Here is a 24,933-nt window from a genome sequence, read left to right on the forward strand (position 1 = left end):
GTCACCATGCTTGGACATCGGGCGCTATCGGTCGACGATTACTTTACTATCCTGAAGAAACGCTGGTGGATCGTAATCGTACCGGCCATCATCTTCGCAATTGTGGGAGTGGGGCTGACGTTTTTCGTCCAGCCGGAGTACATCTCACAGACTTTGGTCTTGATTGAGCAGCAAAAGGTTCCGGATAACTACGTAAAGCCGATCGTCTCCGAAGATCTGAATGCGCGGCTAGCGTCGATGCAGGAGCAGATCCTCAGCCGGTCGCGGCTGCAGCCGATCATCGAGCGATTCAACCTCTACGGCACAAGTGGCATGGGGATGGATGGCCGAATCGACAAGGTGCGCAAGGACATCCAGATCAAGCCGATCGAATCTCAGATCGCACGCACGGGCGGGCTGCCGGGGTTCTTCATCTCGTTCAAGGCGGGGGATGCACATACGGCTCAGCAGGTCTGCGGCGAGATTACCTCTCTGTTCATCAGCGAAAATCTTCACGCCCGCGAACAGTCCGCGCAGGGTACAACCGAATTTCTGAAGCAGCAGTTGAGTGACGCCAAGCGGAACCTCGACGAACAGGACTCCAAGCTGGCCGCCTTCCAGCGCACCTATGCAGGCCGCCTGCCCGGGGAAGAGACCACCAACATGACCATGCTCACCAGCCTGAACACCCAGTTGGAAGCAGCGACCCAGGCACTCGCCCGCATGGAGAGCGACAAGACCTACGGCGAGACCATGCTGGCCTCGCAGACCCGCGACCTTCCAGCGTCCGATCAGCAGAAGGTGCAGCCGCAGACTCAGCAGGCAGAGCTCACGCAGCTCATCGCGCAGGAGGCGGATCTAACCTCGCGCTACACGGAAGACTATCCGGACGTCGTCTCGACACGCCGCAAGATCAGAGAGCTCCGCGCCCAGATGGCCAAGGCGCCCGCTCCCTCTTCCTCTCCAGCGCCCGTATCCAGCGCGCCGAAGGGACCGGAGCCAGCCAACATCGTCTCGATGCGAGCGCAGTTGCACTCGCTGGACATGGGAATCGCGCAGAAGAAGCGCGACCAGATGAACATTCAATCGCAACTTCGGCAGTATCAGGACAGGATCTCCTCCAGCCCGACCGTCCAGGCGGAGTACAAGCAGCTCACACGCGACTATCAGACGGCTCAGGGCTTCTACGACGATCTGTTGCAGAAGATGAACCAGTCCAAGATGGCGACCGATCTTGAACGCAGACAGCAAGGCGAGCAGTTCAAGCTAATGGATGAGCCGAACCTGCCTGAGGGACCCTCCTTTCCGAAGCGCGGCGCATTCCTTGGCGGCGGACTGGGAGCTGGGATGATGCTTGGCTTGCTCATCGTGGCCTGGATCGAGTATCGCGACACTGCGATCCGCAGCGAACGCGATCTCTGGGCCTTTACCAAGCTGCCCACGCTCGGCATGATCTCTCTTACAGCCGATGCCGCCCCGCAGGAGACGAAGAGTCGATTCAATCTACGCGGACGAAGAAACAAGGCCATACCAGCGAACACTCCGCTGATGAACGCAGGTAGATAGCCATGTATAAGTCCTTTTTCAAACTGCAAAGCAGTCCCTTCGGAACCAGCCCGGACCCGCGTTTTCTCTACATGATGCCCCACACCCGCGAGGCGCTGGCCTGCCTGGAGTACGGCATCTCCGCACGCAAGGGATTCACCGTCCTCACCGGGGAGGTAGGCACCGGCAAGACGACGCTGCTGCGACGGGCGCTCAGCTCGTTCAGCAACCGGCGCGTCTCCACCGCATTCGTCTTCAATCCACGTCTCGACGTGCTGGACTTCCTGGAGTTTGTCCTGACGGACTTCGGCCTCGTGCCGACTACCCGGACCAAGTCCGGAATGCTGCTTCAACTGAACCGCTGGTTGATCGAGCGATTCCGCATGGAAGAGACCTGCGTCGTCGTCGTCGACGAGGCGCAGAACCTCTCCTGGGACCTGCTGGAAGAGATCCGCCTCCTCACAAACTTGGAGACCTCCTCGGAGAAGCTGTTGCAGATCGTTCTCTCCGGCCAGCCCGAGCTCGAAGAGAAGCTGCGGCACCCCAGCGTCCGCCAGCTACGACAGCGCGTGTCGCTATGGTGCAGAACGCAGTCGCTAACCGAGGTTCAGACACAGGCCTACGTAGCCGAGCGGCTCAGAATCGCCGGCGCCTCCTGGCAGATCTTTCCGCCTGAGACCCTCGAGCTGATCCATCGTTACAGCCGCGGAATTCCGCGCATCATCAACCTCATATGCGAGCACGCGTTGATCAACGCCTACGTCGAACAGATTCAGCAGGTGACAGTACCCATCATCGAAAGCGTGGCAGCCGAGTTAGAGTTGGAGACCCAGCCCTTTCTACTCTCTACCGCGGGTCTAGGGGCAGGCGGGCACGGAACCCGCAATGCATCGAGAGACTCATCAGGCTTTATGCCTGCTTTCAATGACGAACAGAACGGGAGACAGGACCGATGAGCCGGATCTACGAAGCGCTACAAAAAGCCGAGTCGGAACGAAAGGCAACCCAAGGCAGCCAGCAGACCATACCCAACGGTCTGCGCTCCGAGGCCGCCGTTGCGGAGTACGAGATTCCCGTAGGACAGCGCCCTGACCTGACCCGCGAACGCGAGTTTGAGGTAGAGGCGCCCGAGATTCTATCCCCGTATGCCGCGCCCGCGCTGGATCTCAACAACGTCCCGAGGCACACCTGGACCCCCAACTACACGCAGCTTCCATCACTGCAGGAACGTGGTCCGGCGGTGGAGCAGTTCCGCAGCCTGCGCTCCCGCATCCACGAGCTGCGCGACATCCATCCCCTCAAGTCGATCCTCGTCAGCAGTGGACTTCCGCAGGAGGGAAAGAGCTTCGTCGCAGCCAATCTGGCGGTCAGCCTGGCGCGGCACAAGAACAGCAAGGTTCTGCTCATCGATGGTGATATGCGCCGCTACACCTTGCATCAGTTGCTCGGCTGTCAGCCGCATCCAGGATTGGCCGATTATCTCGCGGGTAAAGCAGAGATGATAGAAGTGATGCAGCGAGCGGAGGACGCTCCCGCGCTGGGCAAGCAGGGAGCAGCCATTCTGCCGAACCTGACCTTTATCGCTGGAGGCAACGGAGGCGACAAGGCTGCCGATCTTTCTGGCAATCCAAGATTTGGAGAACTCATACGAGCCGCCTCTCCGTACTTCGACTGGATCATCGTGGACTCGTCGCCGGTGCTTCCCGTCTCGGACGCGGTCAACCTGGCGAGGTCGTGCGATGGAGTGCTGCTGGTTGCGCGTGGAGGAGTCACGAAGTTCCCCGTGGCGCAGAGAGCGCAGAGTGAGCTTAAGGCCTCGAACATCCTCGGCTTTGTACTGAATGCGATCGAACAGGCGCCCCAGGTCGGAACCTACTACGGCTACGACGCGGAAAAAGAAGAGTAACAACAGGATGGAGCACGCGACACAATGATACGGCTGTTCAATGTGTACTACCCAACCCGCACCATTGTTCTTCTGCTTTGCGAAACCCTGATCGTAACTGGCTCCTTTCTGCTGGCGACGGTGCTGCTGACAGGGCCGGATACCTATCTGGTGCTGAACTACGAGTACGGTGGCCTCAAGATTCTGGGTCTCACCGTGCTCACGCTGCTGGCATCGTACTACTTCGATCTGTACGAGCCACAACGCATCTCGGCGCGTTGGGAGATCTACTTCCGACTGTTGCTCGTGCTGGGCTTCCTCTCCTTTCTTCTGTCGGCCATTACGTACTTCTTTCCGGCCATGGATATCGCCCGCTACGTCCTGGTACTGGGCCTCACCTTCCTCACCATAGCCCTGGTGGCCTGGCGCAGCGCCTATCAATGGATCATCGGACACAAGGTCTTTCGCGAACGGGTCTATGTGCTGGGTTCGGGTGAGCGGGCGCAGACCGTCATCGAAACCCTGCGCACAAGAAAAGACGCAGGCATGGAGATCGTCGGATCGGACGAAGTCACGCCCGACAAGGACCGCCGCAAAGAGGCGTTCGAAGCCGCCATGGAGAAGTTCCTGGGCCCCAATCCTCCCGTCGACCGCGTCATCATCGCGCTCGAAGAGCGCCGCGGAGAGCTTCCGGTGCGAGAGCTCATCAAGCTACGCTTCAACGGAATTGTGGTGGAGGATTCGGCCGCGCTCCTGGAGCGTCTCACCGGAAAGCTGCACCTCAACAGCATCAGCCCCAGCAGCTTTATCTTCAGCGAAGGATTTCGCATCAAGCCGTCGCAGCAGATCTCGCGGCGCATCGTCTCCACCTTGACGGCGGCCGTCGGCCTGCTCCTCGTTCTCCCGTTCCTTCCTCTAATTGTTCTGCTGGTGCGCTTGTCGTCCCCCGGCCCCATCTTCTTTCACCAGGTTCGGGTTGGAATGAACGGGCGGACCTTCAAGGTCCACAAGTTCCGCACCATGCGGATCGACGCCGAGGTAAGCGGAGCAAAATGGGCGACCAAGAACGATCCGCGCGTCACCAGGGTCGGGATGTTCATGCGCAAGACCCGCCTGGACGAGCTGCCCCAGCTTTGGAACGTCCTGTGCGGCGATATGGGCTTTGTCGGCCCGCGCCCCGAACGGCCGGAGTTTGTTCCCATGCTGGTCGAAAAGATTCCCTACTTCGAGCTGCGGCATATGATCCGCCCCGGTCTCACCGGCTGGGCGCAGGTCCGCTACGGCTACGGCGCAACCCTGGCTGAGGCTCGGGAAAAACTGGAGTTCGATCTGTACTACATCAAGCACATGACGCTTGGCCTGGACCTGCTGATCATGTTCGAGACCGTCAAGACCATCATTCGACGGCAAGGCGCCCAGTAGGGTCTGGGCGCGGCATCCGCACTTTCGGCATCTGCCTGCTCATTCCCATCTAGCTCTACTCATTTCGTTCCGTTAGTAGACCCGGTTCCGGGAGGAGAGCGCCGTCTTGAGGGTGCGTTCGTCGGGTGTCTTCTTCATCAGTTGAGGCACACGGATCGGGCGGGGTGGAACCTCCGGCATGCCGGCCTCGCTCAGCTTGTAGAGTAGCGAGCGATAGCTGATCTGGAGCCACTTCGCCGTCTTCTGCCGATTCCAGCTATTTGCCTGCAACACTTTGAGGATGATCTGCCGTTCCAGATCCTGGGTCGCCTGCTTCGTAATGCGCTTCAGCGACACCGGCTCGCTCAGGTCGATCTCCGTCGTGATTCCGCCGTTGCGGGGGGTATCCGGCATCAGCTCCGCGACCAGGGCCTCTTCGCTTCCGATCAGGACGTAACTTCGGATGAGGTTCTCCAACTGGCGGATGTTGCCCGGCCAGTGGTAGTTCTGCATCAGGCGCACGGCGCTCTTGGAGAGCAGCTCCGGGGTGCTCTGGAAGGCCTTGGCGTAGTGCTCGATGAAATGATCGATCAAAATGGGCAAATCGGCAATTCTTTGCCGCAAAGGTGGAAGATTAATCGTCACTGCATTAATGCGGAAGAGGAAATCCAGCCGGAAGGTTCCCTCTTCGACCTGGCTGCGAAGATCGCCGTTCGAGGCGGAGACCAGGCGAGTCGCGATGGAGCGGGGCTCGTGTCCGCCGACCCGGACGAAAGTACCATCCTGCAACACTTGCAGCAGCTTCGACTGAACCGCCAGGTCTAAACTTCCGACCTCATCGAGAAAAAGAGTTCCATTGTGGGCCTGTTCGACGCGTCCCAATTTGGTGCTCATCGCCCCCGTAAAAGCTCCCTTTTCATAGCCGAATAACTCAGTCTCCAGCAGGGAGTTCGGAATCGCGGGACAACTCACCTTCACCAGAGAGCCCCGGGCGCGCATCGAGAAAGCATGCAGAAGGCGCACGGCAATCTCTTTCCCAGTGCCGCTCTCGCCTTGTATCAAAACGGGAACGTCCGTCTCCGCGACCCGCTCTAGCTTATTCCGGACCGCCTGCATCGCAGGAGTCTTCCCGAAGATAATGTCGAGAGGGGGCAGATCAAGTAACGTCGCGGACTCATTGTTGTGCACCAAGGTCATTTTTTCCTATCAAGGTCGGCAGTCCGGAAAGACTGGTACATACGTCAACAAGCACGTTGATAGCCATTTCCGAGTCATTCAGGGGCCAATTTAAGGTCAATCTATGGTCAATAGAGCGCGTATATGAAAAACCGGAAAAAGTTGTCTTGGTGGAAGCTTGTTGTTCAACATTGGAGCGGTTACTTGTAAATTTATTACTAAGGTAACAATAGGAAAAAAGAACTTTTTAATTTCTCCAACCTACCTACAACCATGTAAGCTTGCAGTACTCTAAGAGAGAAAGGGAAAACCTTTATCTCTTTTGTCAGCAAGATTAGTAACACTGTCTGCTAACGTTCTTTGATTTCCCAAGGAACTTGAGAATGGTTTTGCGAAGTACTACGCAACGCCTCATCAATTTCTAACACGGAGACGATTTAAAGATCATATCTGGGGCTGGTTAGTAAGGGACTTGATGGGCCAGAGCTTCAAGTTCACGAGTTTGGCCGAAGTGGGCACTAATCCCATGCTGGCCGAAACAGGGGTTTTTCTATGTCGGCATCGTTGTCTTATTCAATGTCTGTCCTAAAATCAAACGCTAAAGCCCGTGCCCAGGTCCTTATCCTGGAACCAGATCTTGCAGTTCTGGACTATCTACGCTCTACGCTCGGCGACCAGTACTCCCTCAGCCTCTTCTCCGAGGAGCAGACGCTTCTGGACCGCCTGGAGCAGACCGGCGACCCGGATCTCCTTTTGCTCGCATTACATGCGAACCGCGATCCCATGCCGCTGCTGACCCACATCCGCTGCACCAAGCCGAACCTGCCGGTCATCGTCCTCTCCTGCTCTGCCGAGCTCGGCGATCTGGAGATGGTGATCCGCCTGGGTGTTCGCGCCATTGTGATGAAGCCCTTCCTGGGAAGCGACGTACAGCAGGCGATCGAAGAGCACCTCGCCGCGGTCACCGCAGACAAAGACAAAAAAGCGGCCATCGCCGACACCATGCGCGAGATCCCGCTGAACGAGACGCACTCGTTCGTGCGGTCCAGCAAGCGTATGCGCGACCTCGAGGCTCAGGCCGTGCTGGTAGCACGCGCCGATATCCCATTGCTCATCTTGGGTGAGAGCGGAACCGGCAAGGAAATCCTCGCTCTCTATACCCACAAGATGTCCTCGCGAAGCTCGAAGATCTTCCTCAAGGTTAACTGCGCCGCAGTTCCGGCCGACCTGTTGGAGAGCGAGCTGTTTGGCTACGAGCAGGGCGCCTTCACCGGCGCGATCAAGACCAAGCCGGGCAAGTTCGAGACTTGCACCGGAGGAACTATCTTCCTGGACGAGATCGGCGAGATGCCCGCGATCCTGCAAGCCAAACTCCTGCAGGTCCTGCAGGACGGAACCTTCTCGCGCTTAGGCAGCCGCTCCCCGATGAAGGTCGACGTCCGTGTCATCGCCGCGACCAACATCAATATGAAGGAAGCGATGGCGAACAAGAGCTTTCGTGAAGATCTCTACTACCGCCTGAACGGCTTCACCTTGAGCATCCCCCCGCTGCGCGAGCGCAAGGAAGAGATTCCTGTGCTCTCCGAGTACTTCATGCGCAAGGGCTCCAAGCGATACGGCCGCGAAGTCCTGCCGTTCTCGAAGAACCTGATCGACGCCTTGGTGGCTCACCACTGGCCCGGCAATCTCCGCGAGTTGGAGAACGTAGTAAACCGTTATCTCGTCTTGGGCGACGAACGAGCGATCCTCGACGAGCTGGCCCCACCCGAAAGCGTGGAGACAGCATCCTTGGGATCGTCTTCGGAGGCTCCCAACGGCGCAGGACTTAAGGCTCTCGTACGAAGCCTTAAGGGCGAGGCTGAATCCACGGCCATCGCGCAGGTACTGGAGGGGGTTGGATGGAATCGGAAGGCAGCGGCAAACGACCTTCAAATCAGCTACAAGGCTCTGCTGTACAAGATCAAGCAGTACGATCTGTCGCCGCAGAATCGCGCATAGCCGGGAGTCGAGTGGAATCAGAGTCTTCTACAACCTATCGCATCGTCATCCGCTACGAAGATCATGCCGTCCGAGGTCTGGCTGAAGCCAGCGACCTCGGTTCCATCGATCAACTGCTGCGGAATGAACCCACATCCTCGTTCGAATCCATCCGGCTGAAGCTGGTGGACTCAAACATCTCCGAGGAAGTCTCCACCAAGAACGCCAAGGCCGTCTTCTTTGTGAAGACCTTCGACGGCGACCTCCGCCACCGCGCCCTCCACTTCCACGAGAACGCCCCAATCGTTCAAGGCCTTTGGGTGCGCATCGCCTTCCACGACGGCGAGACCATTGAGGGGATCATCAGCAACACCCGCGACTACGTCCTCGAGCAGGGCTTCTTCATGATGCCCACCGATCCCAACGGCAACAACCGTCTGATCTACGTCTTGAAGGACCGCCTCAAGGACTTCAACGTCCTCGGAATGCGCAACGCTCCCAAGATGTTCAAGACGAACTAAAGAAAATCCAACGAATCGCATCCCTTTCCCGAGACATCGGAAGGGGATGCGATTCATCGCACACACCTCCCCTGTTTGTGCAAAAAACAGTCTGCTCCGGTATCCAACCGGCCTCGCTTCCTGAGCGTCGAATACCCCTATAGAGCGCTGTAAATCTTCATCAAGATCAGCTCCCATGAACCGCTGAAGCATCCCACTAAAGTGGCAGCGTAAGTACCTTTGGGGGTACCTATACTAAAGCGGTGACTGTGTTCTATCAACGCGCAAACAGGTCAACTCCTCAAAATGTCAGCCCCTCCCATCTACGCCCTGATTCCGAAGCAGATCGAGCGCCTGTCGCTGCATCGATTCGAGTGGCTCCGATTTCCTGAGCCCCTCGAAGAGCGGTTTGAGCAGGACATCTCCACCTACAGAACGCAGCGCCTATGGATCGAGACCCTGATCGCGATTGCGTTCTTCAATTTGTTCCTGTTTGCGAATCATTTTCTCCTCCACACCATCTCCTGGAAGACCTTGCTGGTCCGATCCTGCCTCATCACTCCCGTCGCGCTCATGGTGAACGTCACCATGCGTGTGAAGCCAGTCCCCGTCTACCGCGAGCTGAGCATCGCCCTCGCCGCCTGCTGGATGTGCTACACGCACCTCTATCTGGAGCTCGGCCCCTACGCGATGGGTCCGACCTACGCGCAGGTCGGCGTAATCATCGTGGTGCTGTTCACCAACGTCGTCATGCGGCTGCAGTTCCCCTACGCGCTCGCTGCCTCGGTCGCGATGATGGCCGGCGACCTGATATTTCTCTATCGCAACAACTTCGAAGGCTCCGCAGAGAAGATCTTCGCTGCAATGCTGACGCTATGCGCCATCTCCATGACCGTGATGGCCAACTACACCCTCGGCCGCGACGAGCGCATGGGCTACCTGCAACGCCTACGCGGCGAGATCCAGAGCGCGCAGCTCACAGTGAGCAACGAGGAGTTGATGCGCATCTCTACCCTCGACTCGCTAACCGGCCTGGCGAACCGCCACTCCTTCACCAACCAGTACATGGTTCTGTGGAAGCAGGCGCTCACCTCGCGCGCACCGCTCTCGGCGGTAGTCATCGACATCGACAACTTCAAAGCGGTCAACGATCTCTGCGGACACCTCTACGGCGATCAGGTCATCAAGCGTGTGGCCTTGCTGCTGCAACAGGCGCTGCGAGGCAAGCAGGACTTCGCAGCACGCTTCGGCGGGGAGGAGTTCGTGGTGCTGCTCCCAGGCGCAAGTCCCGAAGTCGGCATGCTCGTAGCCGAGCGCATCCGCAAGCTGATCGAGGTAGCCGGAACTCCAGCCCTGGAAGAGGTCCCCGAGCTGCCTTCGGTCTGGGCGACGGTAAGCTGCGGCGTAGCGACCTGCTGGCCCACCCACACCGATAAGCCCGATGGCCTGCTGGAGGCCGCGGACAAAGCCCTGTACGAGGCCAAGGACAGCGGCCGCAACTGTGTCTGCTACGGCGAAGCCGTCATGACCTATACCCGCCCGCACCTCGTCCCGACGCCTCCCAGCATAGGCCAGGCTCCGGGCGTCGGACATCAACCCTTCGCCTGACCCTCCTGGAATCTCTAGGAGATCTTCTCTGCGGTAAAGACCAGAAAATTCCCATCCGGATCGGTCACAATCACGGTATGCTTCCCATGCTTGAAGTCGACTCCGCGGCTCTTAAGCTCGTGCTCGGTCTTCTTCAGATCTGGAACGAAGAGAAAGATCCGCGAAGCAGTGCCATTCAGAGGCTGCAGCAAAATCTGCTGCGCCTGGATCCTTCCGCTCGCTCCCGGATCTTCACTATCCGGAATGAGCAGCACCGTCTTGCTATGCGGCGCTAAAGAGAAGCCCAGCTTGACCGTATAAAAATTGATGGCTGCAGGGATATCCTTCATGCTTAGCCCTACCGCGAAGAAGCTGTCCGCGATCCGGTTCGGCCCCAGATGTTTGCCTCGGTCCTCAAAGTGGAGCGAGCCGGGCATGTACTGGGTGTACTCGATATTCTGGTTCTCCGGCCCGCGCAGCGTGAACAGCAGATTGCCCGCCCCGGCCTTGCGTACGGCGTTAGGCGTAAGACCTTGCGCGACATCGTAGTCATGCAGAGCCGTAAGATCGTCCCCATCGAAGCAGAGGTGAAGAAACCCATACGCAGGCTGATTATCTGGCTGCGCCGGCTTCGGGTACAGCTCGATAAACTGCCTGTCGTTGACCTTGAGGAAAGCTTGCGTGACGACCCCGTTCTTATCGAACGCGAACGACTGCTGGTAGCCGAGCTTCTCGTAGAACGCCCGTGACAACCCAACATCGTTGACCCGGATAGCGATGTGAGCCAACCCGTGGATCGGAGGCGAAGGAGCGCCAATCTGGCCGGAGGCGAAGGGAGCCAGCAGCAGCGCGGCTGCTAGGCTCAAGGTACGCGGGATAGGGTTGGACATGAACATACGTTGTGGCTCTCTCTCCAAATTGGTGTTGCATCGGTGAAAAATATCGCAGACCACCATGCCGGAATCGGCAGCCTGCGGCGACATAGCGGGACCGATCCGCTTGGGTCAGGTGTTGATCGCTTCAGTTGCGAATGCTAACTCTTTACTAACAAAAATGGAAACCAAGGCGATAACCGCCCGCCCGTCCTTCTCTCGCCGCATCCGGCCCTCTGCCGGAATCATCTAGCACTCATCGTGTTTACCCCCTAGCGTCTTTTGCCAGGAGCTCGAATCGTTCGAGCACAGAAGATATCAGTTACACCGGCTGCGAAAAATAAAAGGTTAGGAAACAACATGTTCAATCAGACAGTCCAGCAGTTTTTCACGAACTACGCCCTCATTCAGGAGAGCGGCTTTGAGGTCTTCGCCCGCGAACAGTCCAAGCTGTTTACGCCGGATCTGGTGACGATCTCCCGGGATTACCGTGGCACGCTGACCTATCACGGCATCGACGCCTACTTCGACTCCCTGAAGGATTGGTTCCAGTACTTCACGACAGGCAGCAATTTTTACCTCGAATTCGAAGAAGCGACGTCCACCCATGCGCTCGTGAGGATGCACGGCAACGTCCAGTTGGTGCAGCCCGTGGACGGCAAAACCGTCAGCGAAGAGGGCCACCACGACTGGACCGAAGAGTTCGAGCTGGTCGACGGCCTCATCAAAAAACTCGACGTCAAGCTGACCCTCTTGTAAGGCCGATCTTGCAGGGGCTGGAGGGCGCGGAGCTGCGGGTGCCCGGTATGGATGTACATGATCTACGCTGAGTGGCTGGTAAGGACTGCTTCGATCTGGTCCAAAGCCCAGGCCAGGTCCGGCTCTTCGATCACGAGCGGCGGAGCCAGCCGGATCACAGTGTCGTGCGTCTCTTTGCACAGCAGCCCGCGATCCTTCAGCTCTTCGCACAGAGGCCGAGCAGGTACGTTGAGTTCCACCGCCAGCCACAGACCCTTGCCGCGAACCGCTTGGATCAGCGGACTGTCGATCTGCTGGAGGCGAGCCAGCGTATATTCGCCAAGCGTAGCCGAGCGGGCCGAGAGATCCTCGTCCACGATCACCTTGAGCGCGGCCCTGGCTACGGCACAGGCCAGGGGATTACCGCCAAAGGTGCTGCCATGGTCCCCGGGCGTAAAGACCCCCAGAACATCACGCCGGCTCAGCACAGCCGAGACCGGATAGTAGCCCCCGGAGAGCGCCTTGCCGATGATGACCACGTCAGGCGTGATGCCGTCATGCTCATAGGCAAAGAGCTTGCCCGTGCGTCCCAGCCCCGACTGAATCTCATCCAGCACCAAAAGGACGTTGTTCTCCCGGCAAACGGCAGCAGCGGCGGCAAGGTAGCCAGCAGGCGGGATCAGCACGCCAGCCTCCCCCTGGATCGGTTCGAGCAGGAAGGCGCATGTATTGGGCGTAATGGCGGCACGTAGCGCCTCGATATCCCCCAGCGGCACGTGCCGGAAGCCCGGCGTAAACGGACCGAAGCCCTCCCGGTACTGCTGCTCCGACGAGAAGCCCACGACGGTAGTCGTGCGGCCATGAAAGTTGTTGGAGAGCACGATGATCTCAGCCTGGTCGGCAGGGATGCCCTTCACCGTATAGCCCCACTTGCGTGCTGCCTTGATGGCCGTCTCCACCGCCTCGACGCCGGAGTTCATCGGCAGCGCCATGTCGAATCCGGTCAGGTCGTGAAGCTCCTTCAGCAGCAGCGGCAACTGGTCGTTGCGGAAGGCGCGGGAGGTCAGGGTGACCTTGTGCACCTGCTCGTAGAACGCCTTGAGAATCGCGGGATGGCAGTGGCCCTGGTTGACCGCCGAGTAGGCCGCCAGGAAGTCGAGATACTTGCGGCCGTTGACGTCCCACACCCAGGCGCCAGCGGCGCGCTCGATGACCACGTCGAGGGGATGATAGTTATGGGCTCCGTACTGCTCTTCGTAGGCGATAAGCTCTGCGGCCTGGCTGGAGTCATGCCGTGTGGCTGATTGAAATATTGACTGGGAGGCTGGCACGGGGAGTCCGTCTCTCTCTTTTGAGCGACTGATACTGCCGATGTCCCCCATGCGGATAGGCCGCGCTGCCGGAGTTTGCTTGCAGCACAATGCGCCGTCCGATGTCGGAAGCACAGTCAAAATGCAGGAAGCTTGGGGACTGATCCTCCCTCTATGCTACATGGACCAGAGCCACGAGAGAAGATTCGCCCCCGAAATGGATGTTTATGTGAGTCCGCTGTATGTTTATGCGGCAAGACAGGCGCTCGAAAACCCTCATCGTCAATGACTTGCAGATTTAATCCGCATTTTGCCGGGAAAACCATTGTCAAGTCCCAAAGTTACCTAACTCCATGTCAACCAACGACTTCAAAGTGGCACTTTAGTTTCGGTCCATCTCGTAAAATAGAAACAGAGTCGAAACCAAAACAACGAGCTCCAGCCAATTGGCAGGAGCTCGTTGAAGTTAACCGGGAGAGGGATTGCTGTAAGTGACGCTGGCAGACGGTTTTGGCCGTAAGCCTTTTGTTTAGAATATTTTGGCAAAGGGAGACGCCGTCATCTCGCTCAATCGAAACAGCTTACGCCCCGGCAAGGGGGGAGGGGTGGTGCCTGGGGCTCCACATGGGCGACGATCCATCACCGGTACGCCCCCTGCGGCATCATCCGGAGCGGTGTATCGACGTCGCCAGGCACGGTCTTGGCCTCTGCCTCGGTCAATTGTTTCGCACGGATAGCCGCTCCGACCAGAAGCCATAGAAGCGCGGTGATCTCGATATACGTCCACCGGTCGCCAAAGAAGTTAGCGACCGCACACGAAACCACGGCCAGCAGCAGGCCCAGACCGAGTCCTTGGTAGAGCGGATCAGTCGCTGTCTTGAAGAGCTTGTATCCAACCGAAAACATCTGTTGGATCAGCAAAGCGGCGAAGATGATTCCGATGACCCCGGTCTCGACCAGCACCTTGATGTACCAGTTGTGCGTGTCTTTCAGGTCGTCGGTGTGCTTGCCCATCTGAAACGTCGCGTATCCAGTTCCGAAGATCGGGCTGTGTATGATCGAGTCCTTCGCAGCCGTCCAGAGATCCACGCGTTCCTGGGCAGAAGCCTCCAGCCGGCCATTGGAGTTCGAAGTCATATTCACCCGCTGTTGCACGGCCGTCGGCACAATGAACTGCCATGTGAACAAGAACACCGCCAGGATCACCAAAAGCTTGCGGTCCTTCAAAATCGCAAGGACAAAGACGCTCGCCAGCAACGCCAGGTAAGAACCGCGGGAGAACGTGTACATCGTCGCCAGGATCGTCGCACCCACTAGCGCGTAGCACAGCAGCTTGACCTTGATACGCTTCATGAACTGCCCGAATCCCCAGAAGAACATGCCAAACTGGGCCAGAAACGCGGCGGTCTGGTTCGACCCGTAACCCAGCGGACCACCGCTTCGTTTGTTCTCGTCAAAGTTGGCCCAGCTATGCGACAAACTCTCCATCAGGCAACTTCGGTCGATGGCGAAGAGAGAAAATCCGGTCAGGAGAATGACGGTCCGCACCGCCTTCCGATCGTTCACCACCAACCCAGCCGCTAGAAATACCAGCGGAATCAGCATGTAATCTTTCCAGGTTACAAAATTGATGTCGGAAAGCCACAGTGGAGCTGGCGCATTTCCCAGCGCGGTACCGAACCACATGGAGACGTATAAATACACGGCAAAAGCGAACCAGATCCCGTATAGCTTCGACTTGGGCCGCTCTGTGCAATGGATAAAGCCGCCAATCACCACCGCGAGCACCAGGATCGAAAGCACATTGCTGCCCAGAGGATAGTCTAGAAAGTGATCCCGCATCGTGCGATATGGCAGAAATGGGATCATGTAGTACAGACCGTACAAGGGCTTACCGCCCAGTGATACCAGGGACATAACCCAGAACCCCAGGTACGCTAAAAGCGGAATATAGTGCCCAATTCCAATTCCCAAGGGATGGTCCTCTCAGTTGCCCGTCGATGCCGGTCGCGTCGTCATCTCATCTCCGCTACCTACACCCAAACCTTTTTACGGCCTGCAACAAAATTGTAGAACGCGAACGCTGCGGCTGCATTCAGCATTACAAACGTATTGGCGATAGCGACAGGCTGAATGCGCTTAGCTCCGGGATTCAAGGCGCCCAGCAACGCCAGCAAATAGAATCCCATCTGGAGCCAGAAGATCACCAGGTAGAAAGTCCCCTGACAGGCTGCCGAACTCACAACCATGACGACCAGCAGAAGCGGCACCAATAGCCGCAGAAGCTTGTGACTTATCAGGCGAAACAGAAGCGGATTTGCAGGAGAGATCAACCACGGCTCCTGTTTCAACAACTGATAGTTTCCAGTGAGAGTACGAACTTTACGGGAAAATTCTTTGCCCTTTTCTGCAAAGATTCGGTCTCGAGCGATCGCAAGCGGTTCGAAGACCACTCGTTTCCCTTGCCGAGCGACCATCATCGGAACATGAACGTCATCTAAGATCGTTCCCGGTGGAATCTCTCGATAGAACTCTCGCCGGATCGCATAAATCGCTCCAGTTACTCCAACTACGGATCCAGTCGCGGACTCCAGCTTTCGTACGATCTTCTCGATCTTCCAGTACAGCCCAAGCGCATCCTCTGGCTTTCCCGCGGCATTCTCAAGGAGAAGCTCTCCGCTTGCCGCGCCTATCTCTGGATCCGCTAGACAACTAACTAATTCCGATAACGCATTCACATCCACGTTCTGACGAGTATCCAGGAAACATAAAATTTCTCCTGTCGTATGTCGCACCGCCTCGTTCAACGCGTTGGCTTTACCGTGAGAATCATCCAAGATGACCGCTACAATCTGCGGTTCGCAGCTTTGCAGAAATGCCGCAGTTCCGTCGGTAGAACCGTCCGATACAACGACGATCTGGATCAGTTCCTGTGGATACTGCAGTAAACGCAGATTCTGCAACTTTTGAGGTAGATTCTTCTCTTCGTTACGAGCTGCAATCACAATCGAGACGGTCGGCGTTATGTACGCTTTATGAACAGACCGCTGCCGCAACCGGACCAACACTGACAGCAAAGCCGCATAACCCACATACGCATAACCAACCAGCAGAAAAGATATCCAGAAGATCAGTTTCACTCGGTCCCCCAGAACAGACTATTGAAGATTCCCTTTATCTTCTGAGCTTTCTGTAACCTCTTCGAGGACATTGTTGATGTAGCCTCCAGATCCCGAACTCGACACCACCTTGCCGGGGTTGCCGAGCACCACGGAACCACTAGGCACATCGAAATTGACATAAGCCCCAGGTGCGATCAGGGCTTCACGTCCGATTGTAATTCTGCCTACAATCACAGCGTTTGCCCCAACCCAGACTCGGTCCTCCAACGTCGGTGCACCGATATGAGATCCTCGACTCGTGGCTCCAATTGTAACCCCCTGAGAGAGGTTGACGTTCGATCCTAGTACTGCGTATGGACTAACTACCACGCCACCGAAGTGTCCGATGAATAGTCCTGGACCAATCTTTGTCGTCGGTGAGATATCGAAACCATACTTGAATCGATAGTGGTGCAGATGAAACCGGTTGTATAAGTAGGCAACAGCACCGGTCGATTTTTTACTATCTGCATAGTGAGCCACCTTTCGCAGATAGTAAGTAAAGCGGAACCCCGGATGGTTGATATAAGCCGCAAACAAAGCGCGTCTGCTTGTCCCGCCACCGTAGCGGTACAGATCGGCCCGAAGCGTCTGCCATAGTTTGGAGTTCATTTCATTCCTTACTGCTGGGAACTAGTCTCACGTTGTCGCTCAATTTGTCGTATGTCTTTTAGCGTGGGTCAAGTCATTTGAAATTCACACGTTGATCTCAGTCAAGATACATGATCGTTCAGGCTGTTCCTCTTTTTACAGAGAAATCAACAATGCGTTTTCTTCCCTCTGTGTATTATGAGTAACAGTGCTTGGCACTTCTTCTGAAGCGCCGAGCCGTATGAACACTGTGCTTCTGATCTTTCCCCTGCCTTAGACCCCCTTACAATTGACATGTTTTCCCGCCAAGTATTCGAGGTCCTGTGCCCATACAAAGCGGGGGCCAGCGCACCTGTGTCTCCTCTGAAGTACTTAGCCTTATGAACACTGTGTTTCTGATCTTTCCTCTGCCTTAGGCCCATCTCCCAATTGGCACGTCCCCTCAGCTCAATACTGCGGTTCTGTGCCTATTGCAACGTAGTCTTTTCGGCAGTTCCAACGACATATTCCTACGACCTCCGTGGTACTCCCCAGACCCCTCTGTGTGAGTGCCCTAGGCCGTTCTTTGGCGTGTACTCAGGGAAGAAAGAAACGAAAGATTTTTCAGAGGTGCCTTTTGAATAGTCTCTTAAAGATGGTTTTAGCAGCAGTAGTGGTTAGTGGTGGATGCTTCGCTTCGATCGGCTGTGGAAGCAGTGTCACTGCGGCAGGTGCGACAATCGTGTCCGCTCCCCGCATCAGCCAAGTTCAGCCTGCGTTGATTCCAGTAGGTTCGCCCACCCAGACCATCCATGTCGCTGGAACCTCCTTCGGAGACGAAGCAGTCATTCTCTGGAACGGAAACGCCCTCAAAACCACTAAGGTAGATGCCAGCACGCTCGCGGGCAGTGTAGACAGCAGTGTTCTCGTAAATCCTTCTACGGCTCAACTGCAAGTCCAAAATACCAGCGATGGTCAGCAGTCGGTGCCTGTGGCAGTCACTGTAGCCGCAACCGACGTTGCATCTCCCGCTCCCCTCTCTATCGCGCCCGTCTCGCTTCCAGGCGGAATTCAGGGTGCTCCTTACCTGCAGCCACTGCAGGCCAATGGCGGAACCCCGGGCTATAGCTGGTCTGTATCGGCTGGCAGCCTTCCTGCGGGCCTTACCCTCTCACCGGCTGGAGTGATATCCGGTACGCCTACGACCACGGTGACCTTTAACAAGTTCACTGCCACTTTGACTGACACCAGCAAGCCGGTGCAATCCAAGTCGATTACTACCTCGATTCTTGTAGCGCCTCCCGCTTCAGCGGGGCCCTCCGCCTTGACGATCACATCTTCCAGTCTGGTTGCTGGAAACCAGGGCACACCTTATTCCCAGGCACTACAAGCCAATGGTGGAACCCCCGGCTATAGCTGGTCTGTATCGGCTGGCAGCCTTCCCGCAGGCCTTGCACTGGCACCAACCGGCATCATCTCCGGTACTCCTACGGCCGCAGCAAGCTTCAACAAGTTCACTGCCACTGTGACGGACAGCAGCAGCCCGGCGCAGTCCAAGTCGATTACCACCTCGATCGTCGTGTCTGCCTCGGCCCTGACCATCACCTCCTCAAACCTGGCTGCCGGCACTCGCGGCACGGCATACTCGCAGTCTTTGCAAGCAGCAGGCGGCACTTCGGCCTATAGCTGGTCTGTATCGGCTGGTAGCCTTCCCGCTGGCCTTACGCTGGCATCGACTGGCGTAGTCTCCGGTACCCCGACTGCTTCCGGTACCTCCGCCTTCACCGCTACTGTGACGGACAGCAGCAAGCCGGCGCAGTCCAAGTCGATCGCTACCTCGATCGTCGTGTCTGCCTCGGCCCTGACCATCACCTCCTCAAACCTGGCTGCCGGCACTCGCGGCACGGCATACTCGCAGTCTTTGCAAGCAGCAGGCGGCACTTCGGCCTATAGCTGGTCTGTATCGGCTGGTAGCCTTCCCGCTGGCCTTACGCTGGCATCGACTGGCGTAGTCTCCGGTACCCCGACTGCTTCCGGTACCTCCGCCTTCACCGCTACTGTGACGGACAGCAGCAAGCCGGCGCAGTCCAAGTCGATCGCTACCTCGATCGTCGTGTCTGCCTCGGCCCTGACCATCACCTCCTCAAACCTGGCTGCCGGCACTCGCGGCACGGCATACTCGCAGTCTTTGCAAGCAGCAGGCGGCACTTCGGCCTATAGCTGGTCTGTATCGGCTGGTAGCCTTCCCGCTGGCCTTACGCTGGCATCGACTGGCGTAGTCTCCGGTACCCCGACTGCTTCCGGTACCTCCGCCTTCACCGCTACTGTGACGGACAGCAGCAAGCCGGCGCAGTCCAAGTCCGCGACGAGCTCCATAACAATTGCGTCTACTGCACTCTCGATCACGTCGTCTAGCTTTGTCTCTGGAACGGATGGAACCAACTTCGCCCAGTCCCTCTCCGCCTCTGGAGGTACTCCTGGCTACGTGTGGACCATCAGTGCCGGCTCCTTGCCACCAGGTCTCACTCTTGCTGCAACCACTGGGGTAGTCTCAGGCACCCCTAACGTCGCCGGTACTTTCAACTTCACCGCTTCCGTCGCCGACAGCAGTTCGCCCGCCCAGTCGAAGTCGGCAGCATCCTCCATCGTCATCGCAGCCGCGACCGCCAGCGGTCCGGGTACCACATGGTATATCCGTCCGGATGGCGGCACGCGCTACTCTGCCAGGCAGACCAACGGCCAATGTGACGGCAAAGCCGACGCACCTTACGGCGGAGTCGGCACCAACCAACACTGCGCATACAGCGACTATCGTTACCTGTGGGATGACCAAAGCTACAACAACCGTGCCTGGGTTATCTCGGGCGGCGACACTGTCATCCTTCGCGGCGGCCCATGGCGTGTAGGGTGGGATGCCAACACTGGCCCGGGTGCAGGCGGCACATGGTGCTACGGCGCAGATAACATCGGCTGTGTCAATCCGGCTATTCCCGCCGGTACCGCCTCGCAGCACACGCGCATCCTTGGCGAGAACTATGCGTCTTGCGGTGAATCCAACAAAACCCAGATCTTTGGCGGCTTCGGAGTTATCACCGCGGTCAATCTTTCCGGAGCACAGTACGTCGATGTTCAATGCTTAGACATTACGCGCCACTCTAATTGCATGTCCTTCGGATCCCCAGTTTATCCTTCGTCTTGCAGCAGCAGCGCACCAGTGGACGACTTCGACTCCGACGGAATACATACTGACATTGCAACTCATGACCTCCTAATGCAGGATCTCTATATCCACGGCCACGTAGGCCGCGGTATCAAGGGGCCTATCGGCGGACTCGTTACCTGTCTCCGATGTGTCATCTCATATAACGGCGCTGCTGGCTGGGACTTCGATGATGGCAGTGCAACCCCATTCCCAGCCGGAGCTATCTGGAAGTTCAACTATTCCACAATTGAGTGGAGTGGATGCAACCAGGAGTACCCGGTCGTCAGCACCTTCCCCGCCATGTCCTGCTACGGTCAGAGTACTGGTGGCTACGGAGACGGCGTGGGAACGGCTGCAGGCACCGGTCTGGATGTAAGTATCGATCACTCTACCTTCCGCTATAACACTCAGGACGGTTTGGACCTAGGCCACGTCGATAGCGGATCACACACCTTGAATATCACCAACTCGACCGCATATGGTAACTCGGGTGGTACGTTCAAGTGGGGCGCGAACTTCACCACTGCAACCGTCCTCAATAACGAGGTGATTGGCAATTGCCTCCGGATGTCGGCTCCGATTCCCGGCGCTCCCAGCACCTATAACGCAAACTTGGCCGACTTCTGCCGAGCTCAAGATGCCGTGTCCTTCAATCTGCGCCAAGGCGGTACCGCTCTGCTAGCCAATAACACGATCGTCAGCTATGCTCCTACTACGTTTGACATTGCCTGCTGGGATACAAGCTGCTCTGCCAGTACGTTGACGTTCAAGAACAATATCGTCCTCGGATATAACAATCCCACCACTCTTGACATGGGTGGGCAGGCTGGAGGGCCTGGTAATTTCTACTTCCAAGCCGTCATCGGAAATATAGTTCGCAGTAACAACATTTTCTACGGGGTCCGGAACACCGACTGCCCAACAGGAAACCCGGGAGAAATGTGCTTGAGCCCACTCCTCGAAAATCAACCCACATGGGTCGATGAAACCTCGCTCGATCACTTCAACTTCAACCTGACTTCAGGCAGCCCTGCTCGAGGAGCCGGAGTCACTCTACCCTCAGTCCCACTTGACTATAATGGTGTGCGGCGGGCAAGCCCGCCCTCTATTGGGGCAATTGAATAGACGTAGTTGGACAGAAATAGGAGCGTTCGCATAATGAAATGGCTGCGAGACAATATACTCCGTGTTCTATTTGGGTCGTGTCTTGTACTCGCAGCTGTAGCTCCTTTACTGGCAGAAACGTGGTATGTACGTCCGGATGGTGGAACCCGATACTCTACTCGGGTCCGCACAGGACAATGCGATGGCAAGGCGGATGTTCCATACCGTGGCAAAGGTTCCAATCAGCATTGCGCGTTCAAAGACTATCGTTACCTCTGGGATGACCAAAGCTATAACAATGATGCGTGGGTCATCTCAGGGGGAGACACAGTAATTATCCGTGGCGGACCGTGGCGCGTAGGTTGGGACGCTAACTCCGGTCCGGGTGCAGGTTACACATGGTGTCTGGGTGGAGGTACTACCGGCTGCAGCAATGCAACCATTCCCTCCGGAACCCCCGCACAGCATACCCGGATTTTGGGAGAGAACTACGCGAACTGCTCCAACGGGGATGTACCAGATCGGTCGAAGCTTACACAGATCTTCGGCGGCTTCGGCATCATCACTCCCGTAAATCTATCCGGAGCCCAGTATGTCGACGTTGAGTGCTTGGAGATTACCCGCCACTCTCAATGTGTGGTCTTCGGACTGCCACCTTATCCCTCTACATGCAACCGAAGTACACCGTTCGACGACTTCGATTCGGATGGAATCCATACCGATACTAAAACCCACCATCTCTACATGCAGGACCTATGGATCCATGGCCATACCGGGCGCGGCATCAAAGGCCCTATTGGCGGTGAAGTAAGCTGTCTCCGTTGTAACATCGCGTACAACGGAGCTGCTGGCTGGGACTTTGATGATGGCAGTAACAGCGCCAGTGTTCATGGCCTTTGGAAGTTCAGCTACTCAAGTATTGAATGGAGCGGCTGCAATCAGGCCTACCCTGGCAACAACGCAATCTCCTGTTCTGGCCAGAGCAATGGAGGCTATGGCGACGGCGTTGGAACGCCAAGCGGCATGTGCCTGGCTGCTGTCATCGATCACTCCAGTTTTAGCTATAACACCCAGGACGGATTTGACCTCGGCCATTCAGATACTGGAACCGATTGCCCCCTTACCATTACGAACTCCATCGCCACCGGCAACGGCGGCGCTACATTCAAGTGGGGAGGGAACGAGAATCCGGTGATATTCACCAATAATGTGGTCATCGCAAATTGTCTCCGCATGTCCGCGCCTATTATGGGACAGCCAGTGACCTTTAATGCGCATTTAGGAGATTTTTGCCGTGCGCAGGATGCCCTGTCCTTCGACCTGCGTCAGGGAGGGACGGTATTTATGGCTAACAACACAATTGTTACCTACGCACCGACGACCTTCGACATCGATTGTTGGGAGGATCACGGTTGTTCTAACAGTACCCTGACTTATAAGAACAATATTATTCTTGCCTACGACAATCCTGCTACCTATAACCTGGGAGGAAAGGGAGGCGGTCCGGGAGGATTTTTCTTCCAAAAGCCGATCGGACACGTCGTTCGTTCCAACAACCTCTACTATGGAATTCGCGGATTCCGCTGCGGGGTAGGTCTTCAGAGCGAAAAATGTGAGAGTCCAAAATTTGTCTCTCAGCCCCAATTCTCCAAGGAACAAGACTTGGACAAGTTTGATTTTCATCTCTCCCCATCCAGTCCCGCCCGAGATTCAGGAGCTAACCTTCCTGAGGTCCGGATCGACTATACGGGAAAGCCCAGGCCATCTTCAGGAAACTACGACATGGGAGCGATCCAGCACTAATCGCCGCCTGGAGCAATACCGGGCAACGACAGTAGTCCCATTCCTAAAACTCGTGATTCCCGGCCTAAGTTTGGTAAGTATCACTCAGCGGTGCGGGCGTCGAAGACCAAGAAGACGCATCAGCAGGGAACCGGCGGTTCGGAGAGTATTTACTCCGAGCGGATAATACCAGAGCGCCCATAGTGAACTCTGGAAAGCAGTAGGAACCCGCCCCCGAAGCGCAAATGCTTCCGCCCGCTGCCGATAAATCCCGCTCATCGCCTGTCGTCGTGCGAACCACCCACAGCCCTTCGATCCATAATGCTTCTCGATAAATTGCAGTTGCGCCTGCAACATCCGCTCTGGATCAGTCGTCATGGAATCCGGAGAGGTACGGTACAGAGCGATTAAATGTGGCACCAATGCGACCTGATAGCGTTGCGAGATCCGCAGCCAAAGATCCCTATCTTCCGTCGCACGTAACGTCTCATCGAAGGTGCCCACCTCGTCCACGCATCGCCTGCGAAACGTAATCGTAGGACAGGGAAGGTAGACCGCCCGTGTATAAATCGACGACGCAATCCACCCCTCGCCGTTCTTCTGCGGTTCGGCAAAGGTGTCGATCACTTTGCCATCCGGTCCCACGCGTGAGATGTATCCGTAACTCAGGCCAACCTGGGAACGTCCTTCAAAGCTCTTCAACGACTGCTCGAGCCGCGTCGGGAGCCAGATATCGTCGGCGTCCAGCAGAGCCAGAAACTCTGCCGACGAGTTTCGAATCGCTGTATTCCGCGCCGCCGGCAACCCACGGTTCGGCTGTTGAATATACGCTAACTTTGGTCCCAGTCGTTGCATATACGGCCTGACGACTTCAGTCGTATTATCTGTACTCCCATCGTCGATTAGGAGAATGCGCCAGTCCTCGAACGTCTGCGCCTCCACACTATCCAACGCGATGGGCAGATACTTAGCGGCGTTATAAGCCGGTATAATTACATCAACCGTCGGCATTCTTGGTCCGCCTTTTGTACCCTTCTACAGTGATTGTCCCATCATAAATTGTGAACCGCTCAGCTTTGTATTTCTCTACCTGGTGGAAGGCCAAATTGACCACTTAGTATGATGATAAGTAACACGGTTAGCGTAGCAGCATGTGTTAAAAGCATCAGTAAAGTTACGAATAGAGGTTCACCGGAGCCCTCATGTTCTTTCGCGCCAGACGAGCCCTGCAACGCGCTCGGTTCAACTTCCAATGCCGCGCTCTGCTCGATACTCCGCCGCTCCACGCCGACACTGGGGTTCCGCGAGTGGCCCTCGTCTCTATGATCTGTCACGGCGAGGTCATTATGTACCTCCTGGCGGTCAAAACTTTTTGCCGCAAGCTCGGACGTAACCCTAGCATTGTGCTCCTTGACGACGGTTCCCTTACCAAGGATGACTACGCTGCAATCGCTCATCATCTTCCCGAAGCGACGATCGTCCACATCTCCAAGATCGCCAAAGCTGACTGTCCTACAGGAAGCTGCTGGGAGCGCCTTCTGCTCATCAGCGACTTAGTTCAGGATTCCTACGTCATCCAGATAGACTCCGACACCCTTACCCTCAACTCCATCCCCGAGATCAACGATTGCATCAGCTCCAATCGCAGCTTTACCTTGATGGGAGACCGCTCTTTCCCGGAGATCGAGTCCATGACGAGTGCTTCCGCCCGTTCTAAGGGAAACACCAATCACATGGTCCAAGCCGTCTGCGAGCGCTCCTTCGATCAGCTCCCGGAGAGCGTCTCGCTCAACTACGTCCGAGGAAACGCCGGCTTCGCGGGTTTTGCGAGCGGTTCCTTCGATCGCCAAAGAGTCGAATTCTTCTCAAATCTCATGCGCCGCATCGCAAAGGAAAAGTGGGACGAGTGGGGTAGCGAGCAGGTCACTTCCAGTCTTCTCATCGCCAATACCAAAGGTGCATACGCACTCAGCTTCCCCAAGTACCTCTCCTACTGGGCTCATCCAGACGTCGACTACACCCAGGCCTCCTTCATCCACTTCATCGGACCACATCGCTACGACAATGGCTTCTATCTCAAGAGCGCAAAGAAGATGATCGCGCTCTTGAAGGGCTGATAGAAGAAAGAGGGAACGGGACAGTCA

General features: G+C 56.7%; 18 protein-coding genes. 11 read left to right on the top strand and 7 right to left on the bottom strand.

Annotation, left to right across the window (positions count from 1 at the left end; translation table 11 throughout):
• The first annotated feature begins 6 nt into the window (after nucleotides 1-6).
• From HB393_RS04195 to HB393_RS04210, 4 genes are read left to right on the top strand one after another with little or no spacing between them, the layout of a single operon-like run.
• Nucleotides 7-1,545: a Wzz/FepE/Etk N-terminal domain-containing protein gene (locus HB393_RS04195; protein WP_213803895.1), complete on the top strand. Its 1,539-nt coding sequence runs from the start codon at nucleotides 7-9 to the stop codon at nucleotides 1,543-1,545.
• A gap of 2 nt (nucleotides 1,546-1,547) precedes the next feature.
• On the top strand, nucleotides 1,548-2,480 hold the full coding sequence (locus HB393_RS04200; RefSeq protein WP_213803896.1) for an AAA family ATPase: 933 nt from the start codon (nucleotides 1,548-1,550) through the stop codon (nucleotides 2,478-2,480).
• Entirely contained in the window at nucleotides 2,477-3,430 is a 954-nt protein-coding gene (locus tag HB393_RS04205) for a CpsD/CapB family tyrosine-protein kinase (protein ID WP_213803897.1), read from the top strand. The genes HB393_RS04200 and HB393_RS04205 overlap by 4 nt, the downstream gene beginning before the upstream one ends.
• A gap of 24 nt (nucleotides 3,431-3,454) precedes the next feature.
• Nucleotides 3,455-4,831 (top strand): TIGR03013 family XrtA/PEP-CTERM system glycosyltransferase, encoded by a 1,377-nt coding sequence (locus HB393_RS04210; protein WP_213803898.1) that lies wholly within the window; start codon nucleotides 3,455-3,457, stop codon nucleotides 4,829-4,831.
• Between the two features lie 72 nt (nucleotides 4,832-4,903).
• On the opposite strand, the gene HB393_RS04215 is transcribed toward HB393_RS04210, so the two are convergent.
• Nucleotides 4,904-6,007 carry a sigma-54 dependent transcriptional regulator gene (locus HB393_RS04215; RefSeq protein ID WP_213803899.1) on the bottom strand — a complete coding sequence of 368 codons (1,104 nt, stop codon included), beginning with the start codon at nucleotides 6,005-6,007 and terminating at the stop codon, nucleotides 4,904-4,906.
• Nucleotides 6,008-6,538: 531 nt separating this feature from the next.
• On the opposite strand from HB393_RS04215, the gene HB393_RS04220 reads away from it, so the two are divergent.
• From HB393_RS04220 to HB393_RS04230, 3 genes are all read left to right on the top strand, one after another.
• Nucleotides 6,539-7,984, top strand: coding sequence for a sigma-54 dependent transcriptional regulator (locus HB393_RS04220; RefSeq protein WP_213803900.1), 1,446 nt, complete (start codon nucleotides 6,539-6,541; stop codon nucleotides 7,982-7,984).
• 11 nt (nucleotides 7,985-7,995) lie between these two features.
• Nucleotides 7,996-8,484 carry a hypothetical protein gene (locus HB393_RS04225; RefSeq protein WP_213803901.1) on the top strand — a complete coding sequence of 163 codons (489 nt, stop codon included), beginning with the start codon at nucleotides 7,996-7,998 and terminating at the stop codon, nucleotides 8,482-8,484.
• 285 nt (nucleotides 8,485-8,769) lie between these two features.
• Nucleotides 8,770-10,071, top strand: coding sequence for a GGDEF domain-containing protein (locus HB393_RS04230; protein WP_213803902.1), 1,302 nt, complete (start codon nucleotides 8,770-8,772; stop codon nucleotides 10,069-10,071).
• Between the two features lie 14 nt (nucleotides 10,072-10,085).
• On the opposite strand, the gene HB393_RS04235 is transcribed toward HB393_RS04230, so the two are convergent.
• Nucleotides 10,086-10,946 carry a VOC family protein gene (locus HB393_RS04235; protein ID WP_255550781.1) on the bottom strand — a complete coding sequence of 287 codons (861 nt, stop codon included), beginning with the start codon at nucleotides 10,944-10,946 and terminating at the stop codon, nucleotides 10,086-10,088.
• A 336-nt stretch (nucleotides 10,947-11,282) separates the two neighbouring features.
• Here HB393_RS04235 and HB393_RS04240 point away from each other — a divergent pair, with 336 nt between their 5' ends.
• Nucleotides 11,283-11,681, top strand: coding sequence for a hypothetical protein (locus HB393_RS04240; protein ID WP_213803903.1), 399 nt, complete (start codon nucleotides 11,283-11,285; stop codon nucleotides 11,679-11,681).
• Nucleotides 11,682-11,743: 62 nt separating this feature from the next.
• Here the strand turns inward: HB393_RS04240 and rocD are convergent, their stop codons facing one another.
• From rocD to HB393_RS04260, 4 genes are all read right to left on the bottom strand, one after another.
• Complete coding sequence (rocD, locus tag HB393_RS04245) at nucleotides 11,744-13,081, bottom strand: ornithine--oxo-acid transaminase (protein ID WP_255550782.1); 1,338 nt, start codon at nucleotides 13,079-13,081, stop codon at nucleotides 11,744-11,746.
• Nucleotides 13,082-13,609: 528 nt separating this feature from the next.
• Nucleotides 13,610-14,887, bottom strand: a complete 1,278-nt coding sequence (locus tag HB393_RS04250) for an O-antigen ligase family protein (RefSeq protein ID WP_213803904.1) — start codon at nucleotides 14,885-14,887, stop codon at nucleotides 13,610-13,612.
• Between the two features lie 116 nt (nucleotides 14,888-15,003).
• On the bottom strand, nucleotides 15,004-16,110 hold the full coding sequence (locus tag HB393_RS04255; protein ID WP_213803905.1) for a glycosyltransferase family 2 protein: 1,107 nt from the start codon (nucleotides 16,108-16,110) through the stop codon (nucleotides 15,004-15,006).
• Nucleotides 16,111-16,128: 18 nt separating this feature from the next.
• Entirely contained in the window at nucleotides 16,129-16,743 is a 615-nt protein-coding gene (locus tag HB393_RS04260) for a serine acetyltransferase (protein ID WP_213803906.1), read from the bottom strand.
• A gap of 700 nt (nucleotides 16,744-17,443) precedes the next feature.
• On the opposite strand from HB393_RS04260, the gene HB393_RS04265 reads away from it, so the two are divergent.
• A complete protein-coding gene (locus HB393_RS04265) occupies nucleotides 17,444-21,028 on the top strand; it encodes a putative Ig domain-containing protein (RefSeq protein ID WP_213803907.1) in 3,585 nt (1,194 codons plus the stop codon).
• A gap of 33 nt (nucleotides 21,029-21,061) precedes the next feature.
• On the top strand, nucleotides 21,062-22,810 hold the full coding sequence (locus HB393_RS04270) for a choice-of-anchor Q domain-containing protein (RefSeq protein WP_213803908.1): 1,749 nt from the start codon (nucleotides 21,062-21,064) through the stop codon (nucleotides 22,808-22,810).
• A gap of 84 nt (nucleotides 22,811-22,894) precedes the next feature.
• Here HB393_RS04270 and HB393_RS04275 read toward each other — a convergent pair whose 3' ends face one another.
• The gene (locus HB393_RS04275; protein WP_213803909.1) at nucleotides 22,895-23,800 is read right to left on the bottom strand and encodes a glycosyltransferase family 2 protein; all 906 of its coding nucleotides are present in this window, start codon (nucleotides 23,798-23,800) and stop codon (nucleotides 22,895-22,897) included.
• A gap of 191 nt (nucleotides 23,801-23,991) precedes the next feature.
• On the opposite strand from HB393_RS04275, the gene HB393_RS04280 reads away from it, so the two are divergent.
• Nucleotides 23,992-24,906, top strand: coding sequence for a hypothetical protein (locus HB393_RS04280; protein ID WP_213803910.1), 915 nt, complete (start codon nucleotides 23,992-23,994; stop codon nucleotides 24,904-24,906).
• The last annotated feature ends 27 nt before the right edge of the window (nucleotides 24,907-24,933 follow it).

This window comes from Granulicella sp. dw_53, assembly GCF_018449545.1.
In the GTDB taxonomy this organism is placed as follows: Bacteria; Acidobacteriota; Terriglobia; order Terriglobales; family Acidobacteriaceae; genus Edaphobacter.

What these genes read in the sequence shown, in the direction of transcription:
- HB393_RS04195 (WP_213803895.1), top strand. Translation starts at nt 7, where the DNA reads ATGCTTGGACATCGGGCGCTATCGGTCGACGATTACTTTACTATCCTG.
- HB393_RS04215 (WP_213803899.1), bottom strand. Translation starts at nt 6,007, where the DNA reads ATGACCTTGGTGCACAACAATGAGTCCGCGACGTTACTTGATCTGCCC.
- HB393_RS04240 (WP_213803903.1), top strand. Translation starts at nt 11,283, where the DNA reads ATGTTCAATCAGACAGTCCAGCAGTTTTTCACGAACTACGCCCTCATT.
- HB393_RS04260 (WP_213803906.1), bottom strand. Translation starts at nt 16,743, where the DNA reads ATGAACTCCAAACTATGGCAGACGCTTCGGGCCGATCTGTACCGCTAC.
- HB393_RS04235 (WP_255550781.1), bottom strand. Translation starts at nt 10,946, where the DNA reads ATGTTCATGTCCAACCCTATCCCGCGTACCTTGAGCCTAGCAGCCGCG.
- HB393_RS04275 (WP_213803909.1), bottom strand. Translation starts at nt 23,800, where the DNA reads ATGCCGACGGTTGATGTAATTATACCGGCTTATAACGCCGCTAAGTAT.
- HB393_RS04280 (WP_213803910.1), top strand. Translation starts at nt 23,992, where the DNA reads ATGTTCTTTCGCGCCAGACGAGCCCTGCAACGCGCTCGGTTCAACTTC.
- HB393_RS04205 (WP_213803897.1), top strand. Translation starts at nt 2,477, where the DNA reads ATGAGCCGGATCTACGAAGCGCTACAAAAAGCCGAGTCGGAACGAAAG.
- HB393_RS04230 (WP_213803902.1), top strand. Translation starts at nt 8,770, where the DNA reads ATGTCAGCCCCTCCCATCTACGCCCTGATTCCGAAGCAGATCGAGCGC.
- HB393_RS04250 (WP_213803904.1), bottom strand. Translation starts at nt 14,887, where the DNA reads ATGTCCCTGGTATCACTGGGCGGTAAGCCCTTGTACGGTCTGTACTAC.
- HB393_RS04210 (WP_213803898.1), top strand. Translation starts at nt 3,455, where the DNA reads ATGATACGGCTGTTCAATGTGTACTACCCAACCCGCACCATTGTTCTT.
- HB393_RS04270 (WP_213803908.1), top strand. Translation starts at nt 21,062, where the DNA reads ATGAAATGGCTGCGAGACAATATACTCCGTGTTCTATTTGGGTCGTGT.
- HB393_RS04200 (WP_213803896.1), top strand. Translation starts at nt 1,548, where the DNA reads ATGTATAAGTCCTTTTTCAAACTGCAAAGCAGTCCCTTCGGAACCAGC.
- HB393_RS04220 (WP_213803900.1), top strand. Translation starts at nt 6,539, where the DNA reads ATGTCGGCATCGTTGTCTTATTCAATGTCTGTCCTAAAATCAAACGCT.